The organism is Achromobacter sp. JUb104 (assembly GCF_024806975.1).
Classification (GTDB): Bacteria; Pseudomonadota; Gammaproteobacteria; order Burkholderiales; family Burkholderiaceae_B; genus Achromobacter; species Achromobacter spanius.
In genome coordinates this window covers 1,152,123-1,176,360 of record NZ_JANUEY010000002.1, presented here as the reverse complement: position 1 = coordinate 1,176,360, position 24,238 = coordinate 1,152,123, and the positions used below count along the sequence as shown (strand labels likewise).

At 65.1% G+C, this 24,238-nt stretch carries 21 protein-coding genes, 2 tRNA genes and 1 riboswitch; of the genes, 10 read left to right on the top strand and 13 right to left on the bottom strand.

Annotated elements, in window-relative coordinates; translation table 11 throughout:
- The first annotated feature begins 146 nt into the window (after positions 1-146).
- The 3 genes from M2361_RS17140 to M2361_RS17130 all read left to right on the top strand — a co-directional run bounded on the left by M2361_RS17140 (position 147) and on the right by M2361_RS17130 (position 4,278).
- Positions 147-2,171: a TonB-dependent receptor domain-containing protein gene (locus M2361_RS17140; RefSeq protein ID WP_259251514.1), complete on the top strand. Its 2,025-nt coding sequence runs from the start codon at positions 147-149 to the stop codon at positions 2,169-2,171.
- Positions 2,172-2,303: 132 nt separating this feature from the next.
- On the top strand, positions 2,304-3,089 hold the full coding sequence (otnI, locus tag M2361_RS17135) for a 2-oxo-tetronate isomerase (RefSeq protein ID WP_259250825.1): 786 nt from the start codon (positions 2,304-2,306) through the stop codon (positions 3,087-3,089).
- 169 nt (positions 3,090-3,258) lie between these two features.
- Positions 3,259-4,278 carry a tripartite tricarboxylate transporter substrate binding protein gene (locus M2361_RS17130; RefSeq protein ID WP_259250824.1) on the top strand — a complete coding sequence of 340 codons (1,020 nt, stop codon included), beginning with the start codon at positions 3,259-3,261 and terminating at the stop codon, positions 4,276-4,278.
- Positions 4,279-4,351: 73 nt separating this feature from the next.
- Here the strand turns inward: M2361_RS17130 and M2361_RS17125 are convergent, their stop codons facing one another.
- Both M2361_RS17125 and M2361_RS17120 read right to left on the bottom strand, forming a co-directional pair.
- Entirely contained in the window at positions 4,352-5,257 is a 906-nt protein-coding gene (locus M2361_RS17125) for a DMT family transporter (RefSeq protein WP_259250822.1), read from the bottom strand.
- A gap of 58 nt (positions 5,258-5,315) precedes the next feature.
- Positions 5,316-5,960, bottom strand: coding sequence for a LysE family translocator (locus M2361_RS17120; RefSeq protein WP_259250821.1), 645 nt, complete (start codon positions 5,958-5,960; stop codon positions 5,316-5,318).
- Positions 5,961-6,196: 236 nt separating this feature from the next.
- Between M2361_RS17120 and M2361_RS17115 the strand changes: the two genes are divergently transcribed.
- A complete protein-coding gene (locus tag M2361_RS17115; RefSeq protein ID WP_259250819.1) occupies positions 6,197-6,673 on the top strand; it encodes an Lrp/AsnC family transcriptional regulator in 477 nt (158 codons plus the stop codon).
- 276 nt (positions 6,674-6,949) lie between these two features.
- On the opposite strand, the gene M2361_RS17110 is transcribed toward M2361_RS17115, so the two are convergent.
- The 8 genes from M2361_RS17110 to M2361_RS17075 all read right to left on the bottom strand — a co-directional run bounded on the left by M2361_RS17110 (position 6,950) and on the right by M2361_RS17075 (position 16,483).
- Positions 6,950-9,472: a mechanosensitive ion channel domain-containing protein gene (locus M2361_RS17110; RefSeq protein ID WP_259250818.1), complete on the bottom strand. Its 2,523-nt coding sequence runs from the start codon at positions 9,470-9,472 to the stop codon at positions 6,950-6,952.
- Between the two features lie 43 nt (positions 9,473-9,515).
- The gene (locus M2361_RS17105; RefSeq protein ID WP_259250817.1) at positions 9,516-10,295 is read right to left on the bottom strand and encodes a 3-oxoacyl-ACP reductase; all 780 of its coding nucleotides are present in this window, start codon (positions 10,293-10,295) and stop codon (positions 9,516-9,518) included.
- 1 nt (position 10,296) lies between these two features.
- Entirely contained in the window at positions 10,297-11,304 is a 1,008-nt protein-coding gene (locus M2361_RS17100) for an ABC transporter substrate-binding protein (RefSeq protein ID WP_259250816.1), read from the bottom strand.
- Positions 11,305-11,324: 20 nt separating this feature from the next.
- Entirely contained in the window at positions 11,325-12,176 is an 852-nt protein-coding gene (locus tag M2361_RS17095) for an ABC transporter permease (protein WP_259250815.1), read from the bottom strand.
- Positions 12,173-12,937, bottom strand: coding sequence for an ABC transporter ATP-binding protein (locus M2361_RS17090; protein ID WP_259250810.1), 765 nt, complete (start codon positions 12,935-12,937; stop codon positions 12,173-12,175). Before M2361_RS17090 ends, M2361_RS17095 begins: the two co-directional genes overlap by 4 nt.
- Positions 12,934-14,394, bottom strand: a complete 1,461-nt coding sequence (locus M2361_RS17085; RefSeq protein WP_259250809.1) for an acyl-CoA reductase — start codon at positions 14,392-14,394, stop codon at positions 12,934-12,936. Before M2361_RS17085 ends, M2361_RS17090 begins: the two co-directional genes overlap by 4 nt.
- Entirely contained in the window at positions 14,391-15,473 is a 1,083-nt protein-coding gene (locus tag M2361_RS17080) for a long-chain fatty acid--CoA ligase (protein ID WP_259250807.1), read from the bottom strand. The genes M2361_RS17085 and M2361_RS17080 overlap by 4 nt, the downstream gene beginning before the upstream one ends.
- A 64-nt stretch (positions 15,474-15,537) precedes the next feature.
- Positions 15,538-15,629: riboswitch (TPP riboswitch) on the bottom strand.
- Positions 15,630-15,709: 80 nt separating this feature from the next.
- The gene (locus M2361_RS17075) at positions 15,710-16,483 is read right to left on the bottom strand and encodes a hypothetical protein (protein ID WP_259250805.1); all 774 of its coding nucleotides are present in this window, start codon (positions 16,481-16,483) and stop codon (positions 15,710-15,712) included.
- A gap of 199 nt (positions 16,484-16,682) precedes the next feature.
- On the opposite strand from M2361_RS17075, the gene M2361_RS17070 reads away from it, so the two are divergent.
- Positions 16,683-18,047: a Fic family protein gene (locus M2361_RS17070; RefSeq protein ID WP_259250803.1), complete on the top strand. Its 1,365-nt coding sequence runs from the start codon at positions 16,683-16,685 to the stop codon at positions 18,045-18,047.
- Between the two features lie 84 nt (positions 18,048-18,131).
- On the opposite strand, the gene M2361_RS17065 is transcribed toward M2361_RS17070, so the two are convergent.
- Both M2361_RS17065 and M2361_RS17060 read right to left on the bottom strand, forming a co-directional pair.
- Positions 18,132-18,207: transfer RNA gene (locus M2361_RS17065), tRNA-Phe, on the bottom strand.
- Positions 18,208-18,293: 86 nt separating this feature from the next.
- Positions 18,294-18,369 (bottom strand) — tRNA-Phe (locus M2361_RS17060).
- 217 nt (positions 18,370-18,586) lie between these two features.
- On the opposite strand from M2361_RS17060, the gene hemA reads away from it, so the two are divergent.
- The 5 genes from hemA to M2361_RS17035 all read left to right on the top strand — a co-directional run bounded on the left by hemA (position 18,587) and on the right by M2361_RS17035 (position 22,945).
- Positions 18,587-19,861 carry a glutamyl-tRNA reductase gene (gene hemA / locus M2361_RS17055; protein WP_046803238.1) on the top strand — a complete coding sequence of 425 codons (1,275 nt, stop codon included), beginning with the start codon at positions 18,587-18,589 and terminating at the stop codon, positions 19,859-19,861.
- Between the two features lie 84 nt (positions 19,862-19,945).
- Positions 19,946-21,028, top strand: coding sequence for a peptide chain release factor 1 (prfA, locus tag M2361_RS17050; RefSeq protein WP_100854154.1), 1,083 nt, complete (start codon positions 19,946-19,948; stop codon positions 21,026-21,028).
- Between the two features lie 9 nt (positions 21,029-21,037).
- Complete coding sequence (gene prmC, locus M2361_RS17045) at positions 21,038-21,871, top strand: peptide chain release factor N(5)-glutamine methyltransferase (RefSeq protein WP_259250802.1); 834 nt, start codon at positions 21,038-21,040, stop codon at positions 21,869-21,871.
- A 176-nt stretch (positions 21,872-22,047) separates the two neighbouring features.
- Positions 22,048-22,374: a Grx4 family monothiol glutaredoxin gene (gene grxD, locus M2361_RS17040; protein WP_006227137.1), complete on the top strand. Its 327-nt coding sequence runs from the start codon at positions 22,048-22,050 to the stop codon at positions 22,372-22,374.
- A 7-nt stretch (positions 22,375-22,381) separates the two neighbouring features.
- Positions 22,382-22,945 carry a UbiX family flavin prenyltransferase gene (locus tag M2361_RS17035; protein WP_259250798.1) on the top strand — a complete coding sequence of 188 codons (564 nt, stop codon included), beginning with the start codon at positions 22,382-22,384 and terminating at the stop codon, positions 22,943-22,945.
- 112 nt (positions 22,946-23,057) lie between these two features.
- Here M2361_RS17035 and M2361_RS17030 read toward each other — a convergent pair whose 3' ends face one another.
- The gene (locus M2361_RS17030) at positions 23,058-24,131 is read right to left on the bottom strand and encodes a DUF6817 domain-containing protein (RefSeq protein ID WP_259250797.1); all 1,074 of its coding nucleotides are present in this window, start codon (positions 24,129-24,131) and stop codon (positions 23,058-23,060) included.
- Positions 24,132-24,238 lie beyond the last annotated feature (107 nt).

Sequence of the window (24,238 nt, the reverse complement as noted above, 5' to 3'; positions counted from 1 at the left end):
TATCATTCGTCCGCAATTTGTAATGATATAACATCCGAGAGAATACGATGAAAGGCAAGAAACTGGGGTTCAAGAAGGGAAGTCGCAAGATCGCCATTGCCCGGCCAACACGCCGTGGCAGCCTGAAACCGTTGGTGTGTTCGCTGATGCTGATCGCACCTATCGCGCAAGCCGAGACCGAGGCGGACAGCAAGCGCGCCAAGACGCTGGCGCCCATTACGGTTTCCGCCAACCCGCTGGGCTTGGACCTCAACAGCACCACGCTGCCGGCCTCTGTGTTGGAAGGCAACGAGCTGATCGAACGGCGTAGCGGCACGCTGGGTGAGTCCCTGACGAGCCTGCCAGGTGTCAACAGCGACACGTTTGGGGGCGGCGCCAGCCGTCCGGTGATACGCGGCCAGACCGCGCCGCGCGTGAAGGTGCTGTCCGATGGCTCCGAAGTGATGGATGCCTCCAGCATTTCGCCCGACCACGCCGTGACCGTCGAGCCGCTGCTGGCCGAACGCATCGAAGTGCTGCGCGGCCCGGCAACGCTGCTGTACGGCGGCGGCGCCATCGGCGGTGTGGTCAACGTGGTGGACAAGAAGGTGCCCACCGCCGTGCCGGAAAACGGTGTTGAAGCCGAAATGGAATTGCGTGGCGCGACGGGTACGAAGGAACGCGCGGGTGTCGTCGGCATCACCGCGGGCGAAGGCCAGTTTGCCGTGCGCGTCGAAGGCATGAAGCGCCGCACCAGCGACTACGACGTGCCCGATTGGCCGGGCGGCAAGCTGGAAGGCTCGTACAGCGAATCCAGCCAGGGCTCTGTCGGCATGTCGTGGATTACGCCGCGCGGCTACGTCGGCCTGGCGTTCACGCACCTGGAAAGCAAGTACGGCTTGCCGGGGCACAACCACGAATACGAAGGCTGCCACCCGCACGGCACGCACCTGCATTGCGGCGGTCACGACGATCACGACCATGAAGAAGAGGGCCACGGCGAAGAGGGCCACGACCACGACCATGAACACGGCGGCGTGCCGTATGTGAAGCTGCGCAGCAACCGTCTGGACCTGCGCGCCGAATACCAGGACCCGTTCGCCGGCTTTGAAAAGATCCGCGTGCGCGGCGGGCTGACCGATTATCAGCACGACGAAATTGAAGGCGGCGAAGTCGGCACGCGTTTCAAGAATAAGGGCTACGACCTGCGCGTGGAATTGCAGCACAAGCCCATCGCCGGCTGGCGCGGCGTGGTGGGCTTCCAGAACGCCTACAGCGATTTCCGCGCTGACGGCGAAGAAGCCTTCCTGCCGCGCAGCCGTACGCGCTCGAACGGCTTGTTCGTGCTTGAGGAATACCAGTTGAACGACTGGCGTTTCGAAGTGGGCGCGCGTCAGGACTGGCAAAACATCTCGCCGGAAGGCGGCGCGTCGCGCAGCAGCCTGTCGGGCACGTCCTTGTCGGCCGCGGCCATCTGGGACTTCGCGCCGCAGTACTCCGTGGCGCTGTCCTTGTCGCGCTCGCAACGCCTGCCGAACGCGCAGGAGCTCTACGCGGATGGCGTGCACCTGGCCACCAATACCTACGAATTGGGCAATGCCGACCTGGGCCGCGAAACCTCGCACAACATCGACCTGACCTTGCGCAAGCACGCGGGCGACACGACGTTCTCTGCCAGCGTGTTCCACAACCGCGTGAAGAACTACATCTACGCCAACACGCTGGACCGCTACGAAGACTTTCGCCTGATCGAATACACGCAGCGCGACGCGGAATTCACGGGTGTGGAAGGCGAATTGCGCCACCAGTTCACGCCGATATTCTCGGCCGCCGTGTTCGGCGACTACGTGCGCGGCAAGCTGACGGGCGGCGACGGCAATCTGCCGCGCATCCCGGCGGCGCGCGCGGGCGTGCGCGGCAACGTGAAGTGGCAGCAGTGGTCGGGCGGCGTGGAATACGCGCGCGTGTTCTCGCAAAAAGACATCGCGGCCTATGAAGACAGCACGCCGGGCTACAACCTGGTCAACGCGGTGGTCGCCTATCGCGGTAGCTACAACACGACGGGCTACGAAGTCTATCTGCGCGGCACCAACCTGCTGAACAAGCTGGCCTACAACCACGCTTCGTTCATCTCGTCGGTAGCCCCGCTGCCGGGCCGCAGTGTGTTGCTGGGTGTCCGTTTGACGTATTGATGCGCTGCGTCAATCGACGCGGGGATTACGCCCTTGGGTTGGCGTGATCCCCGCGCTGCGTACAACGTGCGCGAAACGGTGCGGCGGTGTGCTAAGTTGCCGGAAAAATCCCGTCCGGACCGGAGCCCCGCCATGCTGAAATTCGCCGCCAATCTGTCGATGATGTATCAGGAACATGCCTTCCTGGACCGCTATGCCGCCGCTGCGTCGGACGGCTTCATGGGGGTGGAATGCATGTTTCCCTACGCCGAGCCCGCCGCCTTCGTGCGCGAGCGCATGGATGCGGTGGGGGTGTCGCAAGTGCTGTTCAATGCGCCACCGGGCGTGACCAGCCGTGGCGAGCGCGGGCTGGCGGCGCTGCCGGGGCGGCAGGCGGAATTTCAGGCAGGCGTCGAACAGGCGCTGGCCTACGCAACCACGCTGTCTTGTTCGAACGTGCACGTCATGGCGGGCCTGGCGCCGGACGGCGTGCCGCGCGAGGCGCTGCTGGATTGCTACCGAGAAAACCTGGACTGGGCCGCGCGCCAGGCAAGGTCGGCAGGCGTGACCTTGTTGATCGAACCCATCAATACCCGCGACATTCCGGGCTACATCCTGAACCGCCAGGACGAGGCCCACGCGATCGTGCAGACCGTCAACGCACCGAACCTGAAAGTGCAGATGGACCTTTACCACTGCCAGATCGTGGAAGGCGACGTCACCACCAAGTTGCGTGAATATCTGCCGACGGGCCGGGTGGGGCATTTGCAGATCGCGGGGGTGCCGCTGCGCCAGGAACCCGATCGGGGTGAGCTTGATTACGGATGGGTGTTCAGCGTACTGCGCGAACTGCACTACACCGGTTGGATCGGTTGTGAATACCGCCCCGCAAGCGATACGTCGGCGGGGCTGCGATGGCTTAATGCCGCGCGCGCGTGATCGGTAAGCGCGCTGCCTGCCTTGCGCTTCTGTTGTTGCCGTCTCCATACCTTGCGCTGCCCGTGTCCCGGTTGCCGCTTACGGTAAATTCCCGGGCTTGCGTGCGCTTCGAAAATCATTAATATGTTAATTAAAAATTTATTCGATCGTGGTTCGAGGAGACCAGGACATGACTAGCAGCTTCCTGCCGCGCATGGTGTTGAAGGCGACGTTGTTCAAGGTGGCATTGAGGGGCGCCGCCGCGCTTTGCGCCGTGGCGTTCACCGTGTTGCCCGCCACCGCCTCGGCGGCGGAATTTCCCGATCATCCCATCCGTTGGCTCGTGCCGTTCAGTGCCGGAGGCGGCAGCGATATCGCCACCCGCATCGTGGCCAAGCACGTGGGCGATGCGCTGGGGCAAGCGGTCGTCGTGGAAAACCGCCCGGGCGCCGCCACCATCGTCGCGGCGCAAGAGACTGCCCGTGCCGCGCCCGACGGCTACACCCTGATGACGGCAGGCATGAGCACGCTGGCGCTGAACCCCTGGCTATACAAGAACCTGCCTTATGACCCGGCCCGCAACCTGACGCCGGTGTCCACGCTGGTGGCCTTGCCCATCGTGTTGGTGACCTCGCCCGGTTCCAAGCTGACCGACATGCCGGCCGTCTTGCAGTACTTGCGTAGCGAGCAGCCGGGCAGTTATGCGTCCTTGGGCGTGGGCAGCCCGCACCACCTGGCGATGGAACTGTTCCTGGAGTCGATCGGTGGCCGCGCCACCGCCATTCCCTACAAGGGCACGCCGCCCGCGTTGCAAGACGTGGCGTCCGGCGTGGTGCCCATGATGATGGCTGACCTGGCCGCCGCCCGGCCGCTGATTCAGGCGGGCAAGCTGCGCGCCATTGCCGTGCCGGCCGCGCAGCGTTCGGCCCAGTTGCCGGACGTGCCGACGTTTGCCGAAGCGGGCGCGGATCCATTCGAGGCCGCCGCCTGGCAAGGCGTGGTGGCGCCGGCCGGCACGCCCGCGCCCATCGTCGACAATCTCAGCCGCGCCATCGTGGCGGCATTGCAATCGCCCGATGTGGTCAAGCAACTGCGCTTGCAGGGCATGGAACCCACGGGCAGCACGCCGGCGCGGTTCGCCGAGTATTCAAGCGAAGAGCGCGAGCGCTGGGGCGCGGTGATCCGCCACAAGGGAATTTCTGTGGAATAAGCGCCGGTTGCGCGCACCCCTGATCCTACCGGCGCGCGTGCAGGTGCGCGCTTCACCGTGTACGGGCGCGCGCCTAGTCGTGCACCGGCGCCTGACGCTTCTTGCCGCGCTGCGCCGTGGCCGCGCAACCCGCCGACGCAATGATGATGCCGCCGATGGCCAGCCATTGCGTCTGGGTCAGATGTTCATTCAGCACGATCACGCCGGCCAGCGCGCCCATGGCGGGTTCCATGCTGAGCAGCACGCCAAACGTCTTCTGCGGCAAGCGCCGCAACGCCACCATCTCCAGCGAATAGGGCAGCGCGCTGGACAGAATGCCCACCCCGATCCCGGCCAGGATCAACGACGGGTCCAGCAAGGCCATGCCCGCATGCGCCGCGCCCACGGGCAACGCCACCATCGTCGCCGCCAGCAAGCCTAAAGACGTTGCCTGGCCTCCATGCACGTTGCCAGCCATCTTGCCGAAGATGATGTACAGCGCCCAGCACACGGCGGCTGCCAGCGCGTAGGCAATGCCGGTCGGATCCAGGTCGTGGATGGATTGCCCGGTGGGGATCAGCAGCACCAGGCCGGCCAGCGCACAGGCGATCCACACAAAATCGATGGCGCGCCGCGACAGCACCACGGCCAGCGTCAGCGGCCCGGTAAATTCAATGGCAATGGCCACGCCCAGCGGCAGCGTGCGCAGCGCCATGTAGAACAGCAGGTTCATGCACGCCAGCGTCACACCATACAGCGCGATCTTGGCGGCGTTCTGGCGGGTTAGTGGAAAGCGCCACGGACGCCAGAACGCCATCAGGATGATGGCGCCGATGACAATGCGGTAGGCAGTCGTGCCCTGCGCGCCCACTTCGGGAAACAGCGATTTGGCGAACGAGGTGCCGATGCACAGCGAGGCCATGGCGCCGATCAGCGACAGCGTGGGAAGCAAGGTGGAGGCGGGGGCGTTGTGCCCGGCGTTCAAGGTGGCGGCGGTCATGGAAACTCAGGGCAAGGGCAATGCAAAAACAGGCAACGGTGCAACGAAAATGGAAAGATCAGGGCGCCAGCGTGGCGGCCGTGGAGTAAAGCACATACAGCGCCAGGCCCAGCATGACGGCGCCCAGCAGGCCTTGCTGCATGCGCAAGAACCAGGGGTTGCGTCCGACCCATCCACGTATGCGCGAAGCGCCGTAGGCGAAGCCACTGCCGTAGGGCAGGCTGAGCAGCTTCATGGTGATGCCCAACACCAACATCTGAATCCATACGGGCCCGTTCTCCGGCGACGTGAACTGCGGCAGGAAGGCGATCATGAACAGCAGCACCTTGGGATTCAGCAAGTTGGTCATGAAGCCTTGCCAGAAGGCATCGCGCGCATCGCCGGGGCGGGCCGACAGGGAAACATCGGCCGACCGCGCGCAACGGATCATTGCCTTGACACCCAGGTAGCCCAGATACAGACCGCCCGCGGCCTTGATGCCCACGAACAGCGTCGGGAACGCTTGCAGCACGGACGCCAGGCCCAGCACCACGGCCGGCACCTGGATGAAGCCGGCGGCCACGTTGCCCAGCACGCTATGGAAGGCGGGGCGAAACCCCTGGGTCATGCCGCGTGACAGGGTCAACGCCATGTCCGGCCCGGGGGTAAGCTTGAGCGCCGCGTCGGCGGCAAGAAAAAGCAGGAAAAGCTGTAGCGAGGGCATTGCGGAAGACGGCCGAAGAAGCGGGGGCGCAGGCGAAGAAGCGGGAGCGCGGGCGAATGGGTTCCCAGTGTAAGCAAGCGGCCTGATTATTTTCTGCGTCCGGCACCGGCAAAATGAAGTTTCCCGTCGAATTGGGGCCGGAGTCTGTCGCGGCCGGGATTAGAATCTGCCGAAGGCCGATTTTCTCCTGATTCTTCACCCGGCTCGGCCCGACTCCCCAGCGTTTCCAAGCCCCCATGGAACTAGACGATTTCGACCTTCAAATCCTGCAAAGCCTGCAGGAAGACAACCAGCGCACCAGCCAGGACCTTGCCCAGCGGGTGAACCTGTCGCCCGTGTCGTGCCTGCGCCGCATGAAGCGGCTGCGTGAAGCCGGCGTGGTGACGGCCGACGTGTCCGTGGTGGACCCGGCGGCGGTGGGGCGCGGCATCATGATGGTGGTGCTGGTGTCGCTGGAGAGCGAGCGCGCCGACAAGCTGGACGTGTTCAAGCGCGCCATGCAGGGCGCGCCCGAGGTCATGCAGTGCCTGTCCGTCACGGGCGAAGTCGACTTTGTGCTGACGCTGACCATGGTCGACATGGCCGACTACGACACCTTTGCTCAACGCCATTTCTGGGGCAACCCCAACGTCAAGCGCTTCTCCACCCTGGTGGTGATGAACCCGGTAAAGAACACGCTGACAGTGCCGGTGACGACATCGGGGAATGTCTAAGGCACCAGCTCCGCAAGGCGCGCCGCGAATCACCGCGATAGGCACGTAGGATGGGTGCAGCGCGCGCCGCCGCCCGCAAATAACGCAACGCATATCGCGCGAAACCCATCAAGCAGCGGTGAATAGTCGGCAGATCCAGCCACAACGCAACCGCCGCGTGATGGGTTTCGCGCGATGGGCAGCGGGGTTCTTGCCTTCAATCTGGCGCGCTCCACCCATCCTACATAGTCGCGATCGGCGTCATCGGTGGGGCGGTCAGCATGAAATGATGCCGGCCTAGCGCGGCTGCGTGTCGGGCGCCAAGGGGGCGTTGGACGCGGGCGCTTGGGGCTTGCGCGCGCCGCTCAATACGGCGTCCAACGCCGCGCCCGCTTCATCCGACACGCTGCGCAAGTGCAGATCACGTTGCGGAAACGCGATCTCGATATCAGCCTGCCGCAGCGCGTCAACGATGCGCGTCATCATGTCGCTGCGGATGTTGATCCAGCGGTCGAAGTCATGGGTCCAGGCGCGGACGCTGAAATCCAGCGTGCTGGCGCCAAAGCCCATGAACAGCACCGTGGGCGCCGGTTCGGTGACGACGCCGGGCGTGTCGCGGGCCACGGCGTCCAGCAGTTCAATTGCCCGGTTGGGCTCGGTGCCGTAGGCCAGGCCGATACTGACTTCGATGCGGCGGCTGCGGTCCAGCAGGGTCCAGTTGGTGAGCTTGTCGGACAGCAGCGTGCCGTTGGGCACGATCACATCGGCGCCTTCGAAGGTCTTGATGCGGGTGGCGCGCATGCCGATGTCGCGCACCTGCCCGGACGTGCCGCTGATTTCCACCACATCGCCCGGCTGTATCGGCCGTTCAAACATCAGGATCAGGCCCGACACGAAGTTGTTCACGACCCCTTGCAGGCCGAAGCCGATGCCCACGCCCAGCGCGCCGAACACGATGGTCAACTGACTGGTCTGAAAGCCCGCCGCCGACAGCGCGATGCCCAGGCCCAGCAGCAGCACCAGGTAGTACGACAGCGATGCGATGCTGTTGCCTACGCCGCGCGGCAGCGCCATGCGGGTCAGCACCTCGTCGCGCAGGATCAGGCGGATGGTGCGCGCGGCCCAGAACGCAATCACTACCGAAATCAGGAAGAGCAGCACGTTGCCCAGGCTGATGGACACTTCGCCCACGGTCAGGGTGTAGGACAGCACCTGCACGGTGAACGCATAGGTGGCGCGCAGGATGCGGAAGCGGTCCATCGCGTAGACCGCCCAGCCCACGACGGCGGCAACGGTCAAGAGGCGGATCAGCAACTGCACCAGCGGCGGCGCATGTTCGCGCGCCAGCCGGAAGCGCGCAATGCCTTGGCGCGCCAACATCACTTGCACCAGGGTGATGATGACGGTGACGCCGGCGTAGAGCACCAGCCCGAAGTAGCCGCAACCGATGACCGCGCTGGTCAGCATTTCCGCCAGCGAGACATTGCCGACCAGGTTGGCTGCCAGCGACACACATAGCAACCCAACCGCAACCCAGGCAATGCCGCGCAGTGTGCCCGCCAGGCGGGTGGGGGCGGGGGACGACGCGGGGCGCCGGCCACGGCGCAGCAGCCACAGGATGGCGGACAGCGCCACCACGGTCAGCGCCACGGTGGACACGCGGTAGAACAAGGTGTTGGCCAGGAACAGAAAGCCCAGCCGCTCCGCCAGGAACAGGGCGGTGATTACATAGGGCCATAGATCCAGTTGCCGGCGCGCCGAGGGCGGCAGCAGACGCAGCACCGGCACCGCCGCCAGCACCAGCGCCACTTGCTGCACCATCAGTGGCGCGTCGGGCTCCAACGCCAGCACCGCCACCATCGACAGCAGCAGCCAGGTGGACAAGGGGCGGCCCAGCACGCCCGCCGCGGTTTCGCTCATGACGCCTGCGCGAATGGCGTCGCGGCTCTTTCTGGCCAGCCACAGCAGGAACACCAGCAGCACGATCTGAATCACATGCAGCGCGCGTTGGTTGCCGCTGCCGGTGCCGCTGTAGTCGCGCGCGAAGCGGGCTTCGATGTCGATGCCGGTGCGCAGCAAGGCCATGGTGTCTTGGCTGGTGTCTTGCGTCTTGCCCAGATCCCAAAGCGGCGGGGAATCCACCCGCATCAGGCGCGCGTCGATATCGTTGATGGCTTCGGCCACTGCGCGGTGTCCCGCCTTGATGCGTTCTTCGACGGCGTTGGCCCGTTGTTCAAGGCCGGCCTGTCGCGACAGCGGGCCGGACAGCGCCTGTGCGGCCGCGGTCAGTTGCGCCAGCACGGCATCCACGCGGTCGGCCAGCGCGGGCGGCAGGCTGGCGGCCGAGGCCGAATTCTTGATGGCCTGCCAGGCGTCGCGGCGACGCAGCAGTTCGGCCGCGTCGCTGGCGTACCAGGCGGTGGCCTGGCGCAGATCCGCCTGCCAGCGCGCCAGCCGGTGCGCGTCAAAGACCCAATGCCGTTCCAGGCTTTCGACCCTCATGATGGGCAGGGTGCGCAGTTGGGCCGGCTGGAATTCGTAGAGCTTTTCGTCGGTGGATTTGGTGATCGCTTCCAATGCCGGGCCGAGCGCGGTGTCGGGGTCGGTGGTGGCGACGCGTTGCAACACGGCTTCGGCGTAGCGCATGTCGCTGTCGGCGCGCAGCGGAATGTCGCCCATCTGAATGGCGGCGGGTGCTGCGGGTAGGGCGGGGGGTGTGGCGGCGGGCGGGTCGGCCAGCGCAAGGCGAGCCTGGGTCAGGCTCAGCAGGCCAAGGAGCAATCCGAACAGGCAGGTAAACAGTCGTGCTCGGACGCGCATGGGGCGGCTCCGTGGGGTGCTGCGAACCGGGGGCTAAGCCACTCTAGCGCATCACCAGTCCGCCGTCCACGAACAGCACCTGCCCGGTCATGAAGCCGCTCCAGTCGGACGCCAGGAACAGTACCGGGCCGGCTACGTCCTCGGGCCGGGCGATGCGCCGCAGCGGCGTCGCGGCAATCAAGGCGTCGCGGAACGACTCCTGAGTGCTGCCGCTGGCTTCGGTGGGGTAGACCAGGCCGGGCGCCACGCAATTGACCCGGATGCCGTAGGGGCCCAGTTCCGCCGCCAGGTTGCGGCTGAACGCCACCAGCGCGGCCTTGGCGGTGGTGTAGTCGTGATACGGCACGACGGGGTGCTCGACCAGGTTGCTGGCGATGTTGACGATGCAGCCCTGGGCGCGCTGCTTGAAATGCGGCAGCGCGGCGTGGCAGACGTTGAACGCGGCGCCCACCGAGCCATCGAACTGCGACTGGTACTGCTGCCACGACAGGGCGTCGAAGGCGGTCCGCTGGCGGGGGTCGAAAGCGTATGGCCGAAAGGCGTTGTTGACCACCACGTCCAGCCGGCCGGCGTCCTGCACAATGCCGTCCACCATGGCGCGCACGGCGTCCGACGAGCCCACATCGGCTTGCACGGCCCAGGCGTCACCGCCCGCCGCTTGGCATTGCGCCACCACGGCCTCGGCCGCATCGGCATTGCTTAGATAGTTGACGACCACCGTCGCGCCTTCGCGCGCGAAACCGCGCGCGATCTCGGCGCCGATGCCTCGGCTGGCGCCCGTTACCAGCACGACCTTGCCTGCGAATTTCTTTGGGGTGTCCATGTCAGTCTCCCGGCAGCAGGCCGGTGTCGACCACGGCTGCGATGTCGATGGGCTTGTCGATCAGGCCCAGCGCGCGGTAGGCGTCGGCCGCCTTTTGCAGCGAGTCCAGATCGAACGTGCCCAGCGGGCGGCCGGCGGCGGTCGAGGCCGCATTGCGCAGCCGGATCACTTCCAGGCTGATGGCGCGGTCGGTGCCGTCGATGGCGCGTTTGCCGGCCAGGGTGGCGGCTTCTTCGGGCTGGGCGATCATCCATGCGGCGCTGTCACGATACGCCTTCAAAAACGCCCGCAGCAGCGGCTGCTTTTGTTGATAGACCGCTTCGCGCACCACGAACAGGTCGCTGGACACGTTGAGCGTGTCGCGCACTTCCATGACGTTGACCTCGCCCAGGCCGCGCCGCCGCCCAACCAGCAAGCCGGTGTCGGTGGCGGCCGTGGCGTCCACCTGGCCTTGCAGTAGCGGCGCGAAGTTCAGCACGCCGGTCACCACGATTTCCACATCGGCTTCGGTCAGGCCCGCCTGATGCAGCATCACCAACAGGTTCTGGCGCGTGCCGCTGGCCAGGCTGTAGACGCCGATGCGCTTGCCCTTCAGGTCGGCGGGCCGCGTGATGTTGGCCGACTTCAGCGACACCACGTTGAACACGTTCTGCGGATAGATGTCGTAGATGGCGCGCAGCTTCTCGCCTTTGTCCAAGGCCATGAAGAACGAACCGGGGTCGGTGAAGGCCACGTCGGCCTGGCCGCTGAGGATGTTGCGGATGGCGTCACCGCCGCCCGCGCCGGGCAGGTAAACCAGTTCCACGCCCTGCGCCTTGAAGAAGCCCTTGTCGGGTTCGGCCAGCAGGTTGGTGATTTCGCTGATGGGCTTGCTCCAGCCGGCCAGGGTGACCTTGCCGGATGCGACGCTCTGCGCGCCCTGGGCGCGAGCGGCTAGCGGCGCCAGTGACACGGCGGCAAGGCTTGCGGCGGCCGTCAACAGTGCGCGGCGGGTCGGATGGGGAGGCATGGAAGGGGTCTCGAAGATAGTCATGATTGATCGGCATAGGGGCGCAGCAGGCGCCGTTCCAGCAGCAGCGTGGCCTGATAGCCCAGCAGCCCGATGACGGCGATGGCGGTCAGCGCGGCGAACATCAGGGGCGTGTCCATCATGCCTTGCGCGGCGATGATGACCGCGCCCAGCCCCCGGCTGGCGCCGATGAATTCGCCCACCACGGCGCCCACCAGCGCCAGCACCAGCGCCACGCGCAGCCCGGCCAGAATGCCGGGCAGGCCGGCGGGCAGCTTCAGTCGCAACAAGGTCTGCGTGCGTGACGCGCCCAGCATGCGGAACAGTTGCAGCCGGTTCGGGTCGACCTGCCGTAGGGCGGTCAGGGTGTTCTCCATCAAGGGGAAAAAGCAGATCAGCGCCGTCATGACCACGGTGGGCGCCATGCCGAAGCCGAACCACAGCACGAACAGCGGCGCGAGCGCCAGCTTGGGGACCACCTGGCTGACGATGACATAGGGCTTGAGCACGCGGTCCAGCAAGGCGGATTCCGCCAGCGCCACGCCGATGCCCAGCCCCGCCGCGCCGCCGATCGCCAGGCCCAGCAGCATCTCGGCAAGCGTTGCGCCGATGTGCGGCCAGAGGTAGCCGGTGGCAAGACTGGTCCACAACGTTTTCGCCACGGCCGAGGGGGCGGGCAGCACCAGTGCCGAAATCCCCACCTGCCGCACGGTGATTTCCCAGACGGCCAGCAGCAAGACCAACAGGGCCAGGGCAAGCAGGCGGGGCTTGATCGTGGCTTGGGGCGCGGCCTGGGGGATGGCTGGGTCGGCGGCTTTAGCAGCGGCGTTATCGGCGGCTTGGGATGCCGCTTTGATGGCGGTCGGCTTCATGGACGCGCCCCGTTCATGAACTCGAATACTTGGGCGCAGGCCGCATTGAACGCCGCGCCATGGCGCATGGCTTGCGTGCGTGGCGCGGGCAGGTCCACGGGCAGGTCGGCCAGCATGCGGCCGTGATGCATGACGGCCACGCGGTCGCCCAGGTAGACGGCTTCGCTGATGTCGTGGGTGACGAACAGCACGGTGGTATTACGCAGGCGGCACATGCGCAGCAGGTCGTCTTGCAGCTCGCCGCGCGTGATGGCGTCCAGCGCGGCGAAAGGTTCGTCCAGCAACAGCAAGGCCGGTTCAAGAATCAACGCCCGCGCCAGCGCCACGCGGCTTTGCTGGCCGCCAGACAGTTGGCGGGGATAGTGTTGGGCGTGGTCAGAAAGCCCCAGCATGGCGAGCAGGCCGTGCGCGCGCTCCAGGTCTTCCGGCAGCGGTCGGCGTTGCAGCGACACGGGCAGCAGCACGTTATCGATCACGCGTTGCCATTCCAGCAGCGTAGGCGCTTGAAACACATAACCCAGTTTCGGGCCGGGCGCGGCGGGCGTGCCGTCTTGCAGCACGACGCGGCCGGACTGCGGCGTGAGCAGGCCCGCGGCAAGTTTCAGCAGCGTTGTCTTGCCGCAGCCGCTGCGGCCAACCAGGCAATGAAAGCCGCCGGCTTGCAGGCGCCAGTCGATGCCGTTCACGATGGGCGCGCGACCGGGGTAGGTGTAGACCGCCCCTTCGATGTGAAGAAAGGGCCGGGACGGATCGGCAATCATGGTTCGTACGACGCGTAAGGGTCGGCGGCGGCTTCGGCGGAATGCTCGATCTCCGTCATGCGAACCAGATCCAGCAGGTTGAAGCGACCGTCGTGATGCCAGCCGGCTTCGGGCACGCTCATCGCGCCGATGGCACTGATGCGGGTGACGCCCGCCGCGCCCAGTTGATCGGCCAGACGGTAGAGCTCTTCGGGCGAGGCGGCCACGCCCACCGTTTGCAGATAGCGGCTGTGCGCGGCCACCAACGGCGCCACGTCATCCAGCGTGTCGACGCCGGCCACCACGATGCTGCGTTGCAAGGCCGTGGGCGCAAGCGGCGCGGCGGCATCGGTGTACAAGACGCTCCATGTCGCGTCGGGGTCGCCGATCAGCGCATCGGCGCCGTCGGCCGGCAACTGCCATTCGATGCTCTGCCGCCACTTGGCAATCGCGGCGGATTCCGCCAGGTCCAGCGCGCGGCGCGGAAAGCGCTGTTGCAGATTCGAGAGCTCGCCCGCCAGATAGGCGGCGAAGTCGCGCGGTGAAACCTGGCCGCCGCGCTGCACGTAGAAAACCTGCGGGGAATAACAGCCCTGCTGGTCGTAACGCATCACATCCCAGGCCGCGCGGCGCGCCAGGGCGGGCGCCTTCTGCGCATCCAACGCGGCGGCGCTGACCACGCCAAAGCCCAGCTTGTGGCCGTGCGCTAGAAAGCGCGCCGTGACCGGCAGGCGGCGCTGGATGGCGTGCAGCGCGTCGTTGCCGCCGTAAGCCACCACCGTGTCCGCCTGCGCGTAGAGCGCGGCGGCGTCTTCATCCCCCGCGCCGCGCCACCAGACCACGGCCAGGCAGTCGGCCAGCGGCGGATGCACCTCGGCCAGCAGGCGCGCGAACCAGCCGGCAAACAGCGGCTCGGCGCTGGGCAGCTTGCCGATATTGCCCGCCTTCACGAGCAACCCGCAAACCAGGCTCCATAACGCCAGCGCGGGCACGTTGCCCGCCCAGCTATGCACCAGCAATTGCGGGCCGTAGGCGCGCACCGCGCCGCCCTTGGGTGTCGGTTGAAAGCCGTCCAGCACCTTGGGGTTGGCGAAGTCCTCGGCCACAAAGCGGTGCAGTTGCGGCGCGCGGAACGTCTTGAAAAAGCCGGTGAGACCCAGCCGCACCATCTGCGCGTCGTAGCCGCTGACAATCGGCAGCAGCGCGTCGGCTTGCCGGCGGTACGGGTCGCTGGGGTCCAGCAGTCGGGCGATGGCGCGGTCGATGACGTCGATGATTTCCGACACCGTCATCGTCTTCAGATGCCGCGCGCTGGCCTGTTGGACGCGCTGGGCCAGCGCCTGCATCTGCAAGGCGGTCAGCACCGGCACGGCGACATCCACGCGCCGGCCGTCCTGCTCGAAGGGCAGCGTCTGCCATTGGACATCGGCCGAAGCCAGCCCCGGCAGATAGCCTGCTTCGATCCGTTGCACGTTCATGGCCGCGTCGACTGAATGAATTCTTCGACCGCCAGCGAGCAGCCCTTGGCCTGCGCGCCTTCGGCGCGGCCCAGCAGCAGGAAGCCGCCGTCGGCGGGTTCGCCCACGTCTTCGGTGAGGATGGTGCTGACGGAATTGAAGTTGCCCAGGTCGCAGTGCGCCAGGATGCCGCGTTCGCCGGCCGGCACCGTGCGCCCCGTGGCGGGGTCCACCAGGCGCGAACGGATCCAGTGCGGCCCCGATTTCACGGACGGGACCGTGGCGTTGCCGTCGTCATAAAACTGGGTGCTGAGTTCGGTCATGCCGTACATGTTGATGCACAGCGCGCGCGGCACGCCCAGCAGGTCCGATAGTTCGGAATAGAACGTGTCCAGCGGCAATTCCCGCGACTGGCCCTTGTAGCCGCCGGTATCCAGGATGCGGCTGCCCGGCGGCAGGCGGAACGTTCGGCCTGCCTTGCGCAGCGCATCGATCACATGCACGAAGCTGAAGCTGGCGCCCAGCAGGGCATAGGGCTCGCCATCGCGCTCGGCGGTTTCCAGGCGGCGCCACAAGCCATCAAGATCAATCCCCTGCGGCGACATGAAGTAGCGGCTGTCGTCGGTGCCAAACGCGGTCTTGGCCAGCGCCAGATAATGCGCCAGCGACGAATTCGGCATGGCCGCTTCGTCCGGGAACAAGATGCCCATGGGCAAGCGCGGCGTGCCCCGCATGACGCGGACGGCGAAGTTGCGCGTCATGGACAGGTCGTAGACGTCCAGGTGCGGGTGGAAGTGGCGTCCGCGCATATCGGCGCGCGTCGTGCCGCTGGTCATGAAGACGCGCTCGTCGGGGCGGGCGGGTTCACAGCGCAGTTCCATCGCCTTGAAGGCGTCGATGGGCACGGCGGGAATATCGCTCCAGGTCTTCACATTGCGCACCGTGGTGCCTCGGCGCTGGCAGAAGCTGCGGTAGGCGGCGTTGGCGCTGTACTGATACGCAAACAGCCGCAGCGCGAGCTGATCAAACTGCGCGTCGGTGCAGCCGTCCTGGGCAATGAATTCAAGGAGTTCCGCGACGGGCGGGGCGGCGTTGTTCATGGGCGTTCGTTGATTCCAATACAGGGAAGCTCCGAAGCCCGCCCGCACAAGCGGCGCAAAGGCGCGGCAGGGCGAATGCTCTTCTTACGCCGGCATGAACCGGGTCAAGTTCGCGGGTTTGATTCTCAGCACTGGCGTGCACCCCGGAGCAGAGGCAATGTTAACCCGCTCTAGGGTTCGTCGCTTAGGTCGAATCCCTGCTGGCCGTCCAGTCGGAAGGCCGCGGGGTCATACCGTCATGAGTTGTCGCCCCGCAGTGAGTCGACCCATCGCGTGGCGTCGGGTACGTCCGCCCAGGCGGCGGTGCCTTTGCGTACTATCTGCTGGAATTCGTCTTCGTCGTAGGCAGGGTGGTGCACCTCGAACGAACGCAGATTCAAATTGCGCAGTTCGCCCGTGCGCAAATTCTCTTCAGCCGTCACGTGCAGCAAGGCCGGACGATAGAGACGGTTTTCGCTCTCTTGTGCGAGCAACTGTTGAGTAGCGGAAACCGTTAGCGACTTGCCGTTTTCAAGCACAAGATGAACATTTGCCTTGGTCTTGCCGCCCCAGTCCACGATTTTTCCGTGCAGGTATTTTTCAACCGTTACCCAGATATCGATCGATTGTTTGAAGTCTGATTGGGCATTGATGATCGTGAGAGGGCGCCGGGCGGTGTCCTCAAGCGCGTAAACGCGATGAGGGTTGTTACGGGCCTGAGCTTGCCAACGCTCAATGACGGCAGCTCGCCTGGGGTCGATGGCGTTGAGAGAATCTGGCGCGGCCAGACGTTCCATATCCGCCCAGAGCATCGAAGCCGCCAACAACCCCTCGGCGACGAAAACCAGAGACCCTTCTTCTATCGACACCAGCACTTCGGCAGGGTTGACCTCTCGGGTTGATCCTTGCAGGAAGTCGCTGACCTCTTTCTGAAATTCGCCAAGCAAACTGAGCGGAACAGCCTTCGGCCCCACATCAACGCCATTGATGCGGTCGCGGAGAGCGAAGCGAAGATTGTCGGCGGGTTTCATAGCGACGATTGTAGATCTCGGCCCGGGCTATTTCGCGGGTCTGTAATATTTTGCAAGCGATGCGCCGCCGGCCAGCGAGCAGCCCGTTTGCCGATTCGCACCGCATCTGCTCATAGACCCAGTATTTGCTCAAAATCTGGAGCTATCTGCTCAGTGCAGTAGTATCTGCTCATTATTGAGCAGATACTGAGCAGATATCATGAGCAAAGTGACCCCGAAATCAGTCCTGGATGCTATCCGGCACTTGGCTGCGGCCGGGCAGCAGGAGGTTTCCTCCACCGACATCATCTTTGCTACGCAAGGCAGCTCGGCCACCGTGCGGCGACATCTCGATGCGCTGTGCGCTGGTGGACAACTCACACGCAGCGGCCAAGCGCGGGCAACCCGCTATCGGCTAACGGACGCAGCGTCTACCGAAAAGCCGGCCATCACCGAGCTACCGCCCGAACTTGAGGCTCGCCTGCATCCGACTTGGTCGGCTGCCGCGGTTGAGTTGAACAAGAAACTCGACGTGCCCCTCGCCGCGCGCGACCCGGTGACGTACCGGCGCGAGTTTGTCGATAGCTACGTGCCCAACGAGAGCTGGTTGGTGCCGAAATCCCTAGCTGAAGAGTTGTATCGCTCAGGGAGCATGAAAGAGCAACTGCCGGCTGGAACCTACGCTCGCGAGGTATTGGAGCAACTGCTTATTGACTTGTCCTGGTCGTCCTCTCGACTGGAAGGCAACCCCTATACCATGCTGGCTACCGAGGAACTGTTCAAGAAAGGGACCGCCGGCGATGATGCGAACGCGGTGATGCTGCTCAATCACAAGGCAGCTATCGAGTTCCTCGTGGAAGCGGTTCCGCTTCAGGGCCTCTCGACTGCGGTCGTCAGAAATCTGCACGCAGTGCTCATGCAGGACCTGCTTGCTGACAGCAACGGGCTCGGGGCTATCCGACAGAAAGTGGTCAACATCAGCGACACCGTCTATGTGCCAACCCAGGTGCCGGCAATTCTCGAGGAAATGTTGGAGGCTATCCTGCACAAGGCCAGGCACATCAAGAACCCGGTCGAGGCAGCCTTCTTCCTCTGGGTCAACCTGGCATACCTGCAGCCGTTCGAGGATGGCAACAAGCGCACCGGCCGGCTGGCAGCGAACATTCCGCTGATGCTATACAACTGCTCGCCGCTCTCGTTCCTGGACGTCGACCCGCACGATTACGCGCGTGCGATGCTGGGTGTGTACGAGTTCCTGGATGTCGCGCTCGCGGTGGAGCTGTTTGCCTGGACGTACCGCCGCTCGCAGAAGAAATATGCCGTGGTGATGGAATCGCGGGGCAAACCGAACCCGCTGCGACTGCGTTACCGCGAGAGCCTGAATGACGCCATCGGCCTGGTAGTCCGGGACAGGATGTCAGTGCAGGCCGCCGTTGAAGCACTCGGCCTCACTGAGAGCGCGGCGCCTGGCTTTCAGGCAATGCTGCTGGATGACCTGAAGAAGCTCGAAGTGTTCAACTACGCGCGCTACCGGCTCACGCTGAGCGTGACGCAAGCCTGGATTGACGACGGCCGGCCGCAGTAAGCACGCGCTGAACGTCAATGAGAGAAACTCCTTCGCACCAAAGCAAAAAGCCCCGCCAAGGCGGGGCTCAATGCTTGAATCTTTTGGTGGCCTGGGGCGGAATCGAACCACCGACACAAGGATTTTCAATCCTCTGCTCTACCGACTGAGCTACCAGGCCAACACGTACACGGTGCAAAAAGCCCAGCGCGGCGGCTGGGCTTTTTTTGGGACTTGATATTGCTACCGCAATCCCAATAATTCTTTTGGTGGCCTGGGGCGGAATCGAACCACCGACACAAGGATTTTCAATCCTCTGCTCTACCGACTGAGCTACCAGGCCAACGAAGTCCGCAACTATACACAATTTTTTGGGGCCACGCCAGCAAGGCGGGGCAATTCGCCAACAATTTTTCCGCCCCGGTTTCCGCCCTGACTGTTGGGTGAATGGCACGGATAGGTGCGACGCAGCGTCGCGGCTGGGGGCGGAACTGCGCTGGGGATAACCCGCAGGGGTATAATCTTCCAGTTATTTCGTGGCAGTCTTTTACGCATCCCACATGTCGGTAGCTGTCCTTGCCTTCGGTCTGAACCACACGTCCGCGCCGGTTTCGGTTCGCGAGCGCGTGTCCATGCCCGTCGATCTGGTCAAGCCCGCGCTGGAAGGCCTGCGTTCGGCATTCGGCGGTTCCGTCCGCGAAGCCGCCATCCTGTCCACCTGTAACCGCACCGAGATCTATTGCGCCGCTGACGGCCACGTTGCCGATCAACTGCCCGCCTGGCTGGCTGAACACAACCGCCTGGACGCCGGCACGCTGCGCCCGCACCTGTACCGCCATCACCAAGACGACGCCGTGCGTCACGCTTTCCGCGTGGCCAGCGGGCTGGATTCCATGGTGCTGGGTGAAACCCAGATCGTCGGTCAGATGAAAGACGCCGTGCGCGCCGCCGGCGAAGCCGGCTCGCTGGGCACCTTGCTGCACCAGATGTTCCAGCGCACGTTCTCGGTGGCCAAGGAAGTGCGGTCGCAAACCGCCATCGGCGCGCAGTCGGTGTCCATGGCCGCCGCCGCCGTCCGCCTGGCCGAACGCGTGTTCGGCAACCTGGACCAGGCCCGCACGCTGTTCATCGGCGCGGGCGAAATGATTGAACTGTGCGCCACCCACTTTGCCGCGCAACGCCCGCGCAGCATGGTTGTGGCCAACCGCACGGCCGAGCGCGCCGAAATCCTGGCCAACCGTTTTTCGGCCAGCACCATGAAGCTGTCCGACCTGACCGACCGCCTGTCGGAATTCGACGTCATCGTGTCCTGTACGGCAAGCTCCCTGCCCATCCTCGGCTTGGGGATGGTGGAACGGGCCACGCGCCTGCGCCGCCACCGCCCGATGGTCATGATTGATCTGGCCGTGCCGCGCGACATCGAACCTGAAGTCGGCCGCCTGGACGACGTCTACCTGTATTCGGTGGATGACCTGGGCCGCCTGGTGCAGACTGGCACCGACGCGCGCCGCGCCGCCGTGGTGCAGGCGGAAGCCATTATCGAAACCCGCGTCCAGGGCTTCATGCACTGGATGCAGTCCCGCGAAGTGGTGCCCGTCATCCGCGACCTGCACCAGGCCGCCGAAGACGTCCGCGCCGCCGAGCTCGAACGCGCGCGCCGCCTGCTGGCGCGTGGCGAATCGCCCGAAGCCGTGCTGGAACAACTGGCGCACGGGCTGACGCAAAAATACCTGCACGGCCCGCTGGCGGCGTTGAACCGCAGCGAAGGCGACGACCGCAAGCAACTGCTTGCCTGGATGCCGCGCCTGTTCCCCGGCCGCGACTCCCGCCGTTAGCGAATCTGCCCCACGTCCCGCCTCCTGGCGGGCGTTCGTCTTTGTGGGCGCCCGCTATTCCTGTTTTCTCTTTGGTCATTCCCCATGAAATCTTCCATGCGCAGCCGGCTGGAGCATCTGTGTAACCGCCTGATCGAGGTGGACGCGTTGCTCGCCCAACCGGAAACCGCGTCCGATATGGACCGTTTCCGCAAGCTCTCGCGCGAACGCGCCGAGCTGGAACCCGTGGTCGAGGCCTTCACCGCTTTCGCCCGCACCGAGGAAGACCTGGCGACCGCGCAGGAAATGCTGTCTGACCCCGAAATGAAGGCCATGGCCGAAGACGAGATCAAATCGGGCCGAGGCAAGCTGGAAAGCCTGGAGAGCGCGCTGCAATTGCTGCTGCTGCCGCGCGACCCCAATGACGGACGCAGCGTGTTCCTGGAAATTCGCGCGGGCACGGGTGGCGATGAAAGCGCGCTGTTCTCGGGCGACCTGCTGCGCATGTACACGCGCTATGCGGAAACGCGCGGTTGGCGCGTCGAGCTGATGTCGGAAAGCGCCTCGGAACTGGGCGGCTACAAGGAAGTGATCGCCCGCATTGACGGCGACGGCGCCTACGGCCGCTTGAAGTTCGAGTCCGGCGCGCACCGCGTGCAGCGCGTGCCCGCCACCGAAGCGCAGGGTCGCATCCACACGTCGGCCTGCACCGTGGCCGTCATGGCCGAAGCCGACGAGATGTCGGAAATCGTCATCAACGCCAATGACCTGCGCATCGACACGTTCCGTGCCAGCGGCGCGGGCGGCCAGCACATCAACAAGACCGATTCCGCCGTGCGCATCACGCACTTGCCGACGGGGCTGGTGGTGGAATGCCAGGACGACCGCTCGCAGCACCGCAACAAGGACAAGGCCATGCAGGTGCTGGCCGCGCGCTTGAAAGACAAGGAAACGCGCGAGCGCCAAAGCAAGGAAGCGGCCGAGCGCAAGAGCCTGATCGGCACGGGCGACCGCTCCGAGCGCATCCGCACCTATAACTTCCCGCAGGGCCGCGTGACGGATCACCGCATCAACCTGACGCTGTACAAGTTGCAGCAGATCATGGAAGGCGACCTGGAAGAGCTGACCGGCGCGCTGATCGCCGAGCATCAGGCCGAGCAGTTGGCGGCGCTGGGCGACGACATCTAAGGTGGCGCCATGACGACGCCCCAGCTGAAAAGCCTGCTGCTGGACACCCGCCTGCCGCGCCTGGAAGTGCGCATGCTGCTTGAGCACGTGTTGCAAAAGCCGCGCGCCTGGCTGCTGGCGCATGACACCGATCCGCTTGAGCCTGACGTGGCGGCGGCGTTCGAGGTCTTGCTGGCGCGCCGTCTGGCCGGCGAACCCATGGCATATCTGCTGGGCCATCGCGAGTTCATGGGCCACCGGTTTCGCGTCACGCCCGACGTGCTGATTCCGCGCCCCGACACCGAAGTGCTGGTGGAAACCGCGCTGGAATGCGTGGCGGGCATTGCGGGGCCGGCCGTGCTGGACCTGGGTACGGGCAGCGGCGCCATCGCGATATCGATCGCCCTGGCGCGCCGCGACGCGCGCGTGATGGCGTCCGACGTCAGTGCCGCCGCGTTGAAGGTGGCGGCGGCCAACGCCTGGGATCTGACCGCTTCGGTGCGTTTCGTGGAAGGCAGCTGGTTTGACGCTGTGCCGGCCGGCGAAGGCTTTGACCTGATCGTGTCCAATCCGCCCTACGTAGCCAATAACGACCCGCACCTGGACCAGGGCGACTTGCGCTTCGAACCGCGCGGCGCGCTGACCGATGGCGCGGGCGGGCTGGAAGACCTGGGCCGCATCGTGGCCGGCGCCGGCCCGCACCTGAAGCCAGGCGCGCAGCTATGGATGGAGCATGGCTGGGATCAGGCGCAGGCGGTACGCGGCTTGCTGGCGGAGGCGGGCTTTGAATCGGTGCACAGCCGGCACGACCTGGCGGGCATTGAAAGAATTTCCGGCGGGCGCTGGCCGGCCGGGGGGCGTTGACCGCCCGGGCAGTTGACCCGGCTGTTACAGTTTTCCACTACGGCAAACCCGCGAAAAGCCCGCCCGAGTAGCCCGGCGCGGGGCAGGTATCCGCCCAGCTTTACGGGTATTTACGGCCGTTTTTTCCGCTGTACCTATAATTGGCGTATTCCGTTATGCCTGTCCAAGAGACCACCATGAGCGACGTTCAAGAATTCATCCGCGAAACCGTGACCCAGCACCCCGTCGTGCTGTTCATGAAGGGCACTGCCCAATTCCCGCAATGCGGCTTTTCCGGCAAGGCCATTCAGATCCTGAAGGGCTGTGGCGTGAAGAAGCTGGTTACCGTCAACGTGCTGGAAGACGACGAAGTCCGCCAGGGCATCAAGGAATTCTCCAGCTGGCCCACCATCCCGCAGCTTTACGTGGCGGGCGAATTCATCGGCGGCTCGGACATCATGAACGAGATGAATGAATCCGGCGAACTGAAGACGCTGCTGGAGCAATCCGGCGCCACGGCTTAAGTCGCCCATGCGGCGACTTGTCATCGGCATCACGGGCGCCACCGGCGCGCTCTACGCGGTGCGCATGCTGCAAGCCTTGCGCGGCGTGGACGATGTCGAGACTCATCTGATTGTGTCGGCCTCGGGCGTGTTGAACATCAAGCACGAGCTTGATGTCAGCCGCCACGACATCTATGCGCTGGCCGACCACGTGCATTCGGTGCGTGATGTGGGCGCCACGCTGGCCAGCGGCGCGTTCCAGACGGCGGGCATGGTGATCGTGCCGTGTTCGATGCGCACCTTGGCGGCCGTGGCGCATGGCCTGTCAGATAACCTCATCACACGCGCCGCCGACGTCACCTTGAAGGAACGCCGGCGCCTGGTGCTGATGGTGCGGGAAACGCCCTTCAATCTGGCGCACTTGCGCAACATGACCGCCGTGACCGAAATGGGCGGCATCGTGTTTCCGCCACTGCCGGCGTTTTATCACCGCCCGGCAAGCATCGAAGAAATGGTGGACCACACCGTGGCGCGCGTGCTGGAGCTGTTCGACATCGTCGTGCCCGGCCCGCACTGGGAAGGCATGAAGTAGCCGACGAGCCTCGGTAGCGTGTACATGTAGCGTGCACATCTAGCGTGAACATGTAGCGTGAAAAATGAAGCAGCCCCGCATGCGGGGCTGTTTGCATCGCGGCCGCGCGCGTTTACTCGACCAGCCCCAGGCCATTCAGCGCGGCCAGATTCTCCGGCCATTGGCGTGCGCGGGCGTTTTGCAGTTCGATGCGCGCCCAGGCCATCCAGCCCGCCCACTCAATCCGCTTGTCCCATGCCGTGCCCCAGGCTTGCAAGGCCGCCAGGCCCGCTGCCGCATGCGCTTGGGCTGCATCGAAATCGCCCGCGGTCAGCGCCAATTGCGCCAGCAGCAAGCGCGGCTCGCCCACCCAGGGGTTGTGTTCGACGGCGGCTTCCAGCAGGTGGCGCGCGCTGTCCATTTCCGTCAGCGGATGCATGCGCGTGATGACTTGCCAGTAAAGCGCGCTGGCGGCCGCCTCGTCGCGCGCGCTGAGCGTGGCGCGGCAGGCGTCGAACGCCGGGGGAATGGGGATGCCTGTCTCGGCGGGCATGCGCGACAAGGGCGACAACAGGTGCGACAGCATCGACAGAATGTTCGACGGCGGCTTCAGCGGACCTGGCCACAGCGACGACGCCCAGTTCGTTTTCAAATCGCGGCGCTGCTGCTGCGGATAGCCCGCGAAGATCTCGTCTTGCCAGCTATGCCATTGTTCGCCGATGTCGGCGGCGGACACGACGATGAACGCGGCGACCTGGCGTGGCGTCAACGTAAAGACCTGCCCGTTAGCGCCCTCAAGCGTCATGCCGTCGCTGCCCGCACCTTGGCCCGCCAGCACCGCCTGCACGAACTTCGTGCGCGGCATCTCGCAGAACAGGCTGACCCACGCTTCGGCTTCTTCGCCCAGCACCTCGCGCAGCGTCGAGCGTTCACGCTCGCGGTCAAACAGCGTCAAGTCCACGTATTCGTTGCCGTAGACGCTGTGGAACAGGCCCAGCATCCGCACTTCGCGCGGCTGGTTCCACAGCGCCAGCGTGCGGTACACGCCCAGCAGATGGTGCTTGAAGGTGCCGGCCTTGTGCCAGTCTTCGCCGGCGCTGCGCGCGAACAGCAAGTCCAGCAATGCGGGCAGGTCGGCATCGATGGCGGCGTAGTGGTCGGCAAGCAGCGCGCGCGCGTGCGGGTGGAGTTCGTTGTTGGTGGACATGGCGCAAGGCGTGTAATTGAAGGCAGCCGCTATTGTGTCCGCATGAGGCGGGCTTGTCATGGGGCGGCGCTTTATACGATTTGGCTCATATCAATATGAATATTCAT

Bases quoted from the DNA above. Each gene is read 5' to 3' on its own strand.
- M2361_RS17080 (WP_259250807.1), bottom strand. From the start codon at position 15,473: ATGAACAACGCCGCCCCGCCCGTCGCGGAACTCCTTGAATTCATTGCC.
- M2361_RS17095 (WP_259250815.1), bottom strand. From the start codon at position 12,176: ATGAAGCCGACCGCCATCAAAGCGGCATCCCAAGCCGCCGATAACGCC.
- M2361_RS17085 (WP_259250809.1), bottom strand. From the start codon at position 14,394: ATGAACGTGCAACGGATCGAAGCAGGCTATCTGCCGGGGCTGGCTTCG.
- M2361_RS17030 (WP_259250797.1), bottom strand. From the start codon at position 24,131: ATGTCCACCAACAACGAACTCCACCCGCACGCGCGCGCGCTGCTTGCC.
- M2361_RS17090 (WP_259250810.1), bottom strand. From the start codon at position 12,937: ATGATTGCCGATCCGTCCCGGCCCTTTCTTCACATCGAAGGGGCGGTC.
- hemA (WP_046803238.1), top strand. From the start codon at position 18,587: ATGTCGGTAGCTGTCCTTGCCTTCGGTCTGAACCACACGTCCGCGCCG.
- otnI (WP_259250825.1), top strand. From the start codon at position 2,304: ATGCTGAAATTCGCCGCCAATCTGTCGATGATGTATCAGGAACATGCC.
- prfA (WP_100854154.1), top strand. From the start codon at position 19,946: ATGAAATCTTCCATGCGCAGCCGGCTGGAGCATCTGTGTAACCGCCTG.
- M2361_RS17075 (WP_259250805.1), bottom strand. From the start codon at position 16,483: ATGAAACCCGCCGACAATCTTCGCTTCGCTCTCCGCGACCGCATCAAT.
- prmC (WP_259250802.1), top strand. From the start codon at position 21,038: ATGACGACGCCCCAGCTGAAAAGCCTGCTGCTGGACACCCGCCTGCCG.
- M2361_RS17035 (WP_259250798.1), top strand. From the start codon at position 22,382: ATGCGGCGACTTGTCATCGGCATCACGGGCGCCACCGGCGCGCTCTAC.
- M2361_RS17110 (WP_259250818.1), bottom strand. From the start codon at position 9,472: ATGCGCGTCCGAGCACGACTGTTTACCTGCCTGTTCGGATTGCTCCTT.
- M2361_RS17070 (WP_259250803.1), top strand. From the start codon at position 16,683: ATGAGCAAAGTGACCCCGAAATCAGTCCTGGATGCTATCCGGCACTTG.
- M2361_RS17100 (WP_259250816.1), bottom strand. From the start codon at position 11,304: ATGCCTCCCCATCCGACCCGCCGCGCACTGTTGACGGCCGCCGCAAGC.
- grxD (WP_006227137.1), top strand. From the start codon at position 22,048: ATGAGCGACGTTCAAGAATTCATCCGCGAAACCGTGACCCAGCACCCC.
- M2361_RS17130 (WP_259250824.1), top strand. From the start codon at position 3,259: ATGACTAGCAGCTTCCTGCCGCGCATGGTGTTGAAGGCGACGTTGTTC.
- M2361_RS17140 (WP_259251514.1), top strand. From the start codon at position 147: ATGCTGATCGCACCTATCGCGCAAGCCGAGACCGAGGCGGACAGCAAG.
- M2361_RS17115 (WP_259250819.1), top strand. From the start codon at position 6,197: ATGGAACTAGACGATTTCGACCTTCAAATCCTGCAAAGCCTGCAGGAA.
- M2361_RS17105 (WP_259250817.1), bottom strand. From the start codon at position 10,295: ATGGACACCCCAAAGAAATTCGCAGGCAAGGTCGTGCTGGTAACGGGC.
- M2361_RS17125 (WP_259250822.1), bottom strand. From the start codon at position 5,257: ATGACCGCCGCCACCTTGAACGCCGGGCACAACGCCCCCGCCTCCACC.
- M2361_RS17120 (WP_259250821.1), bottom strand. From the start codon at position 5,960: ATGCCCTCGCTACAGCTTTTCCTGCTTTTTCTTGCCGCCGACGCGGCG.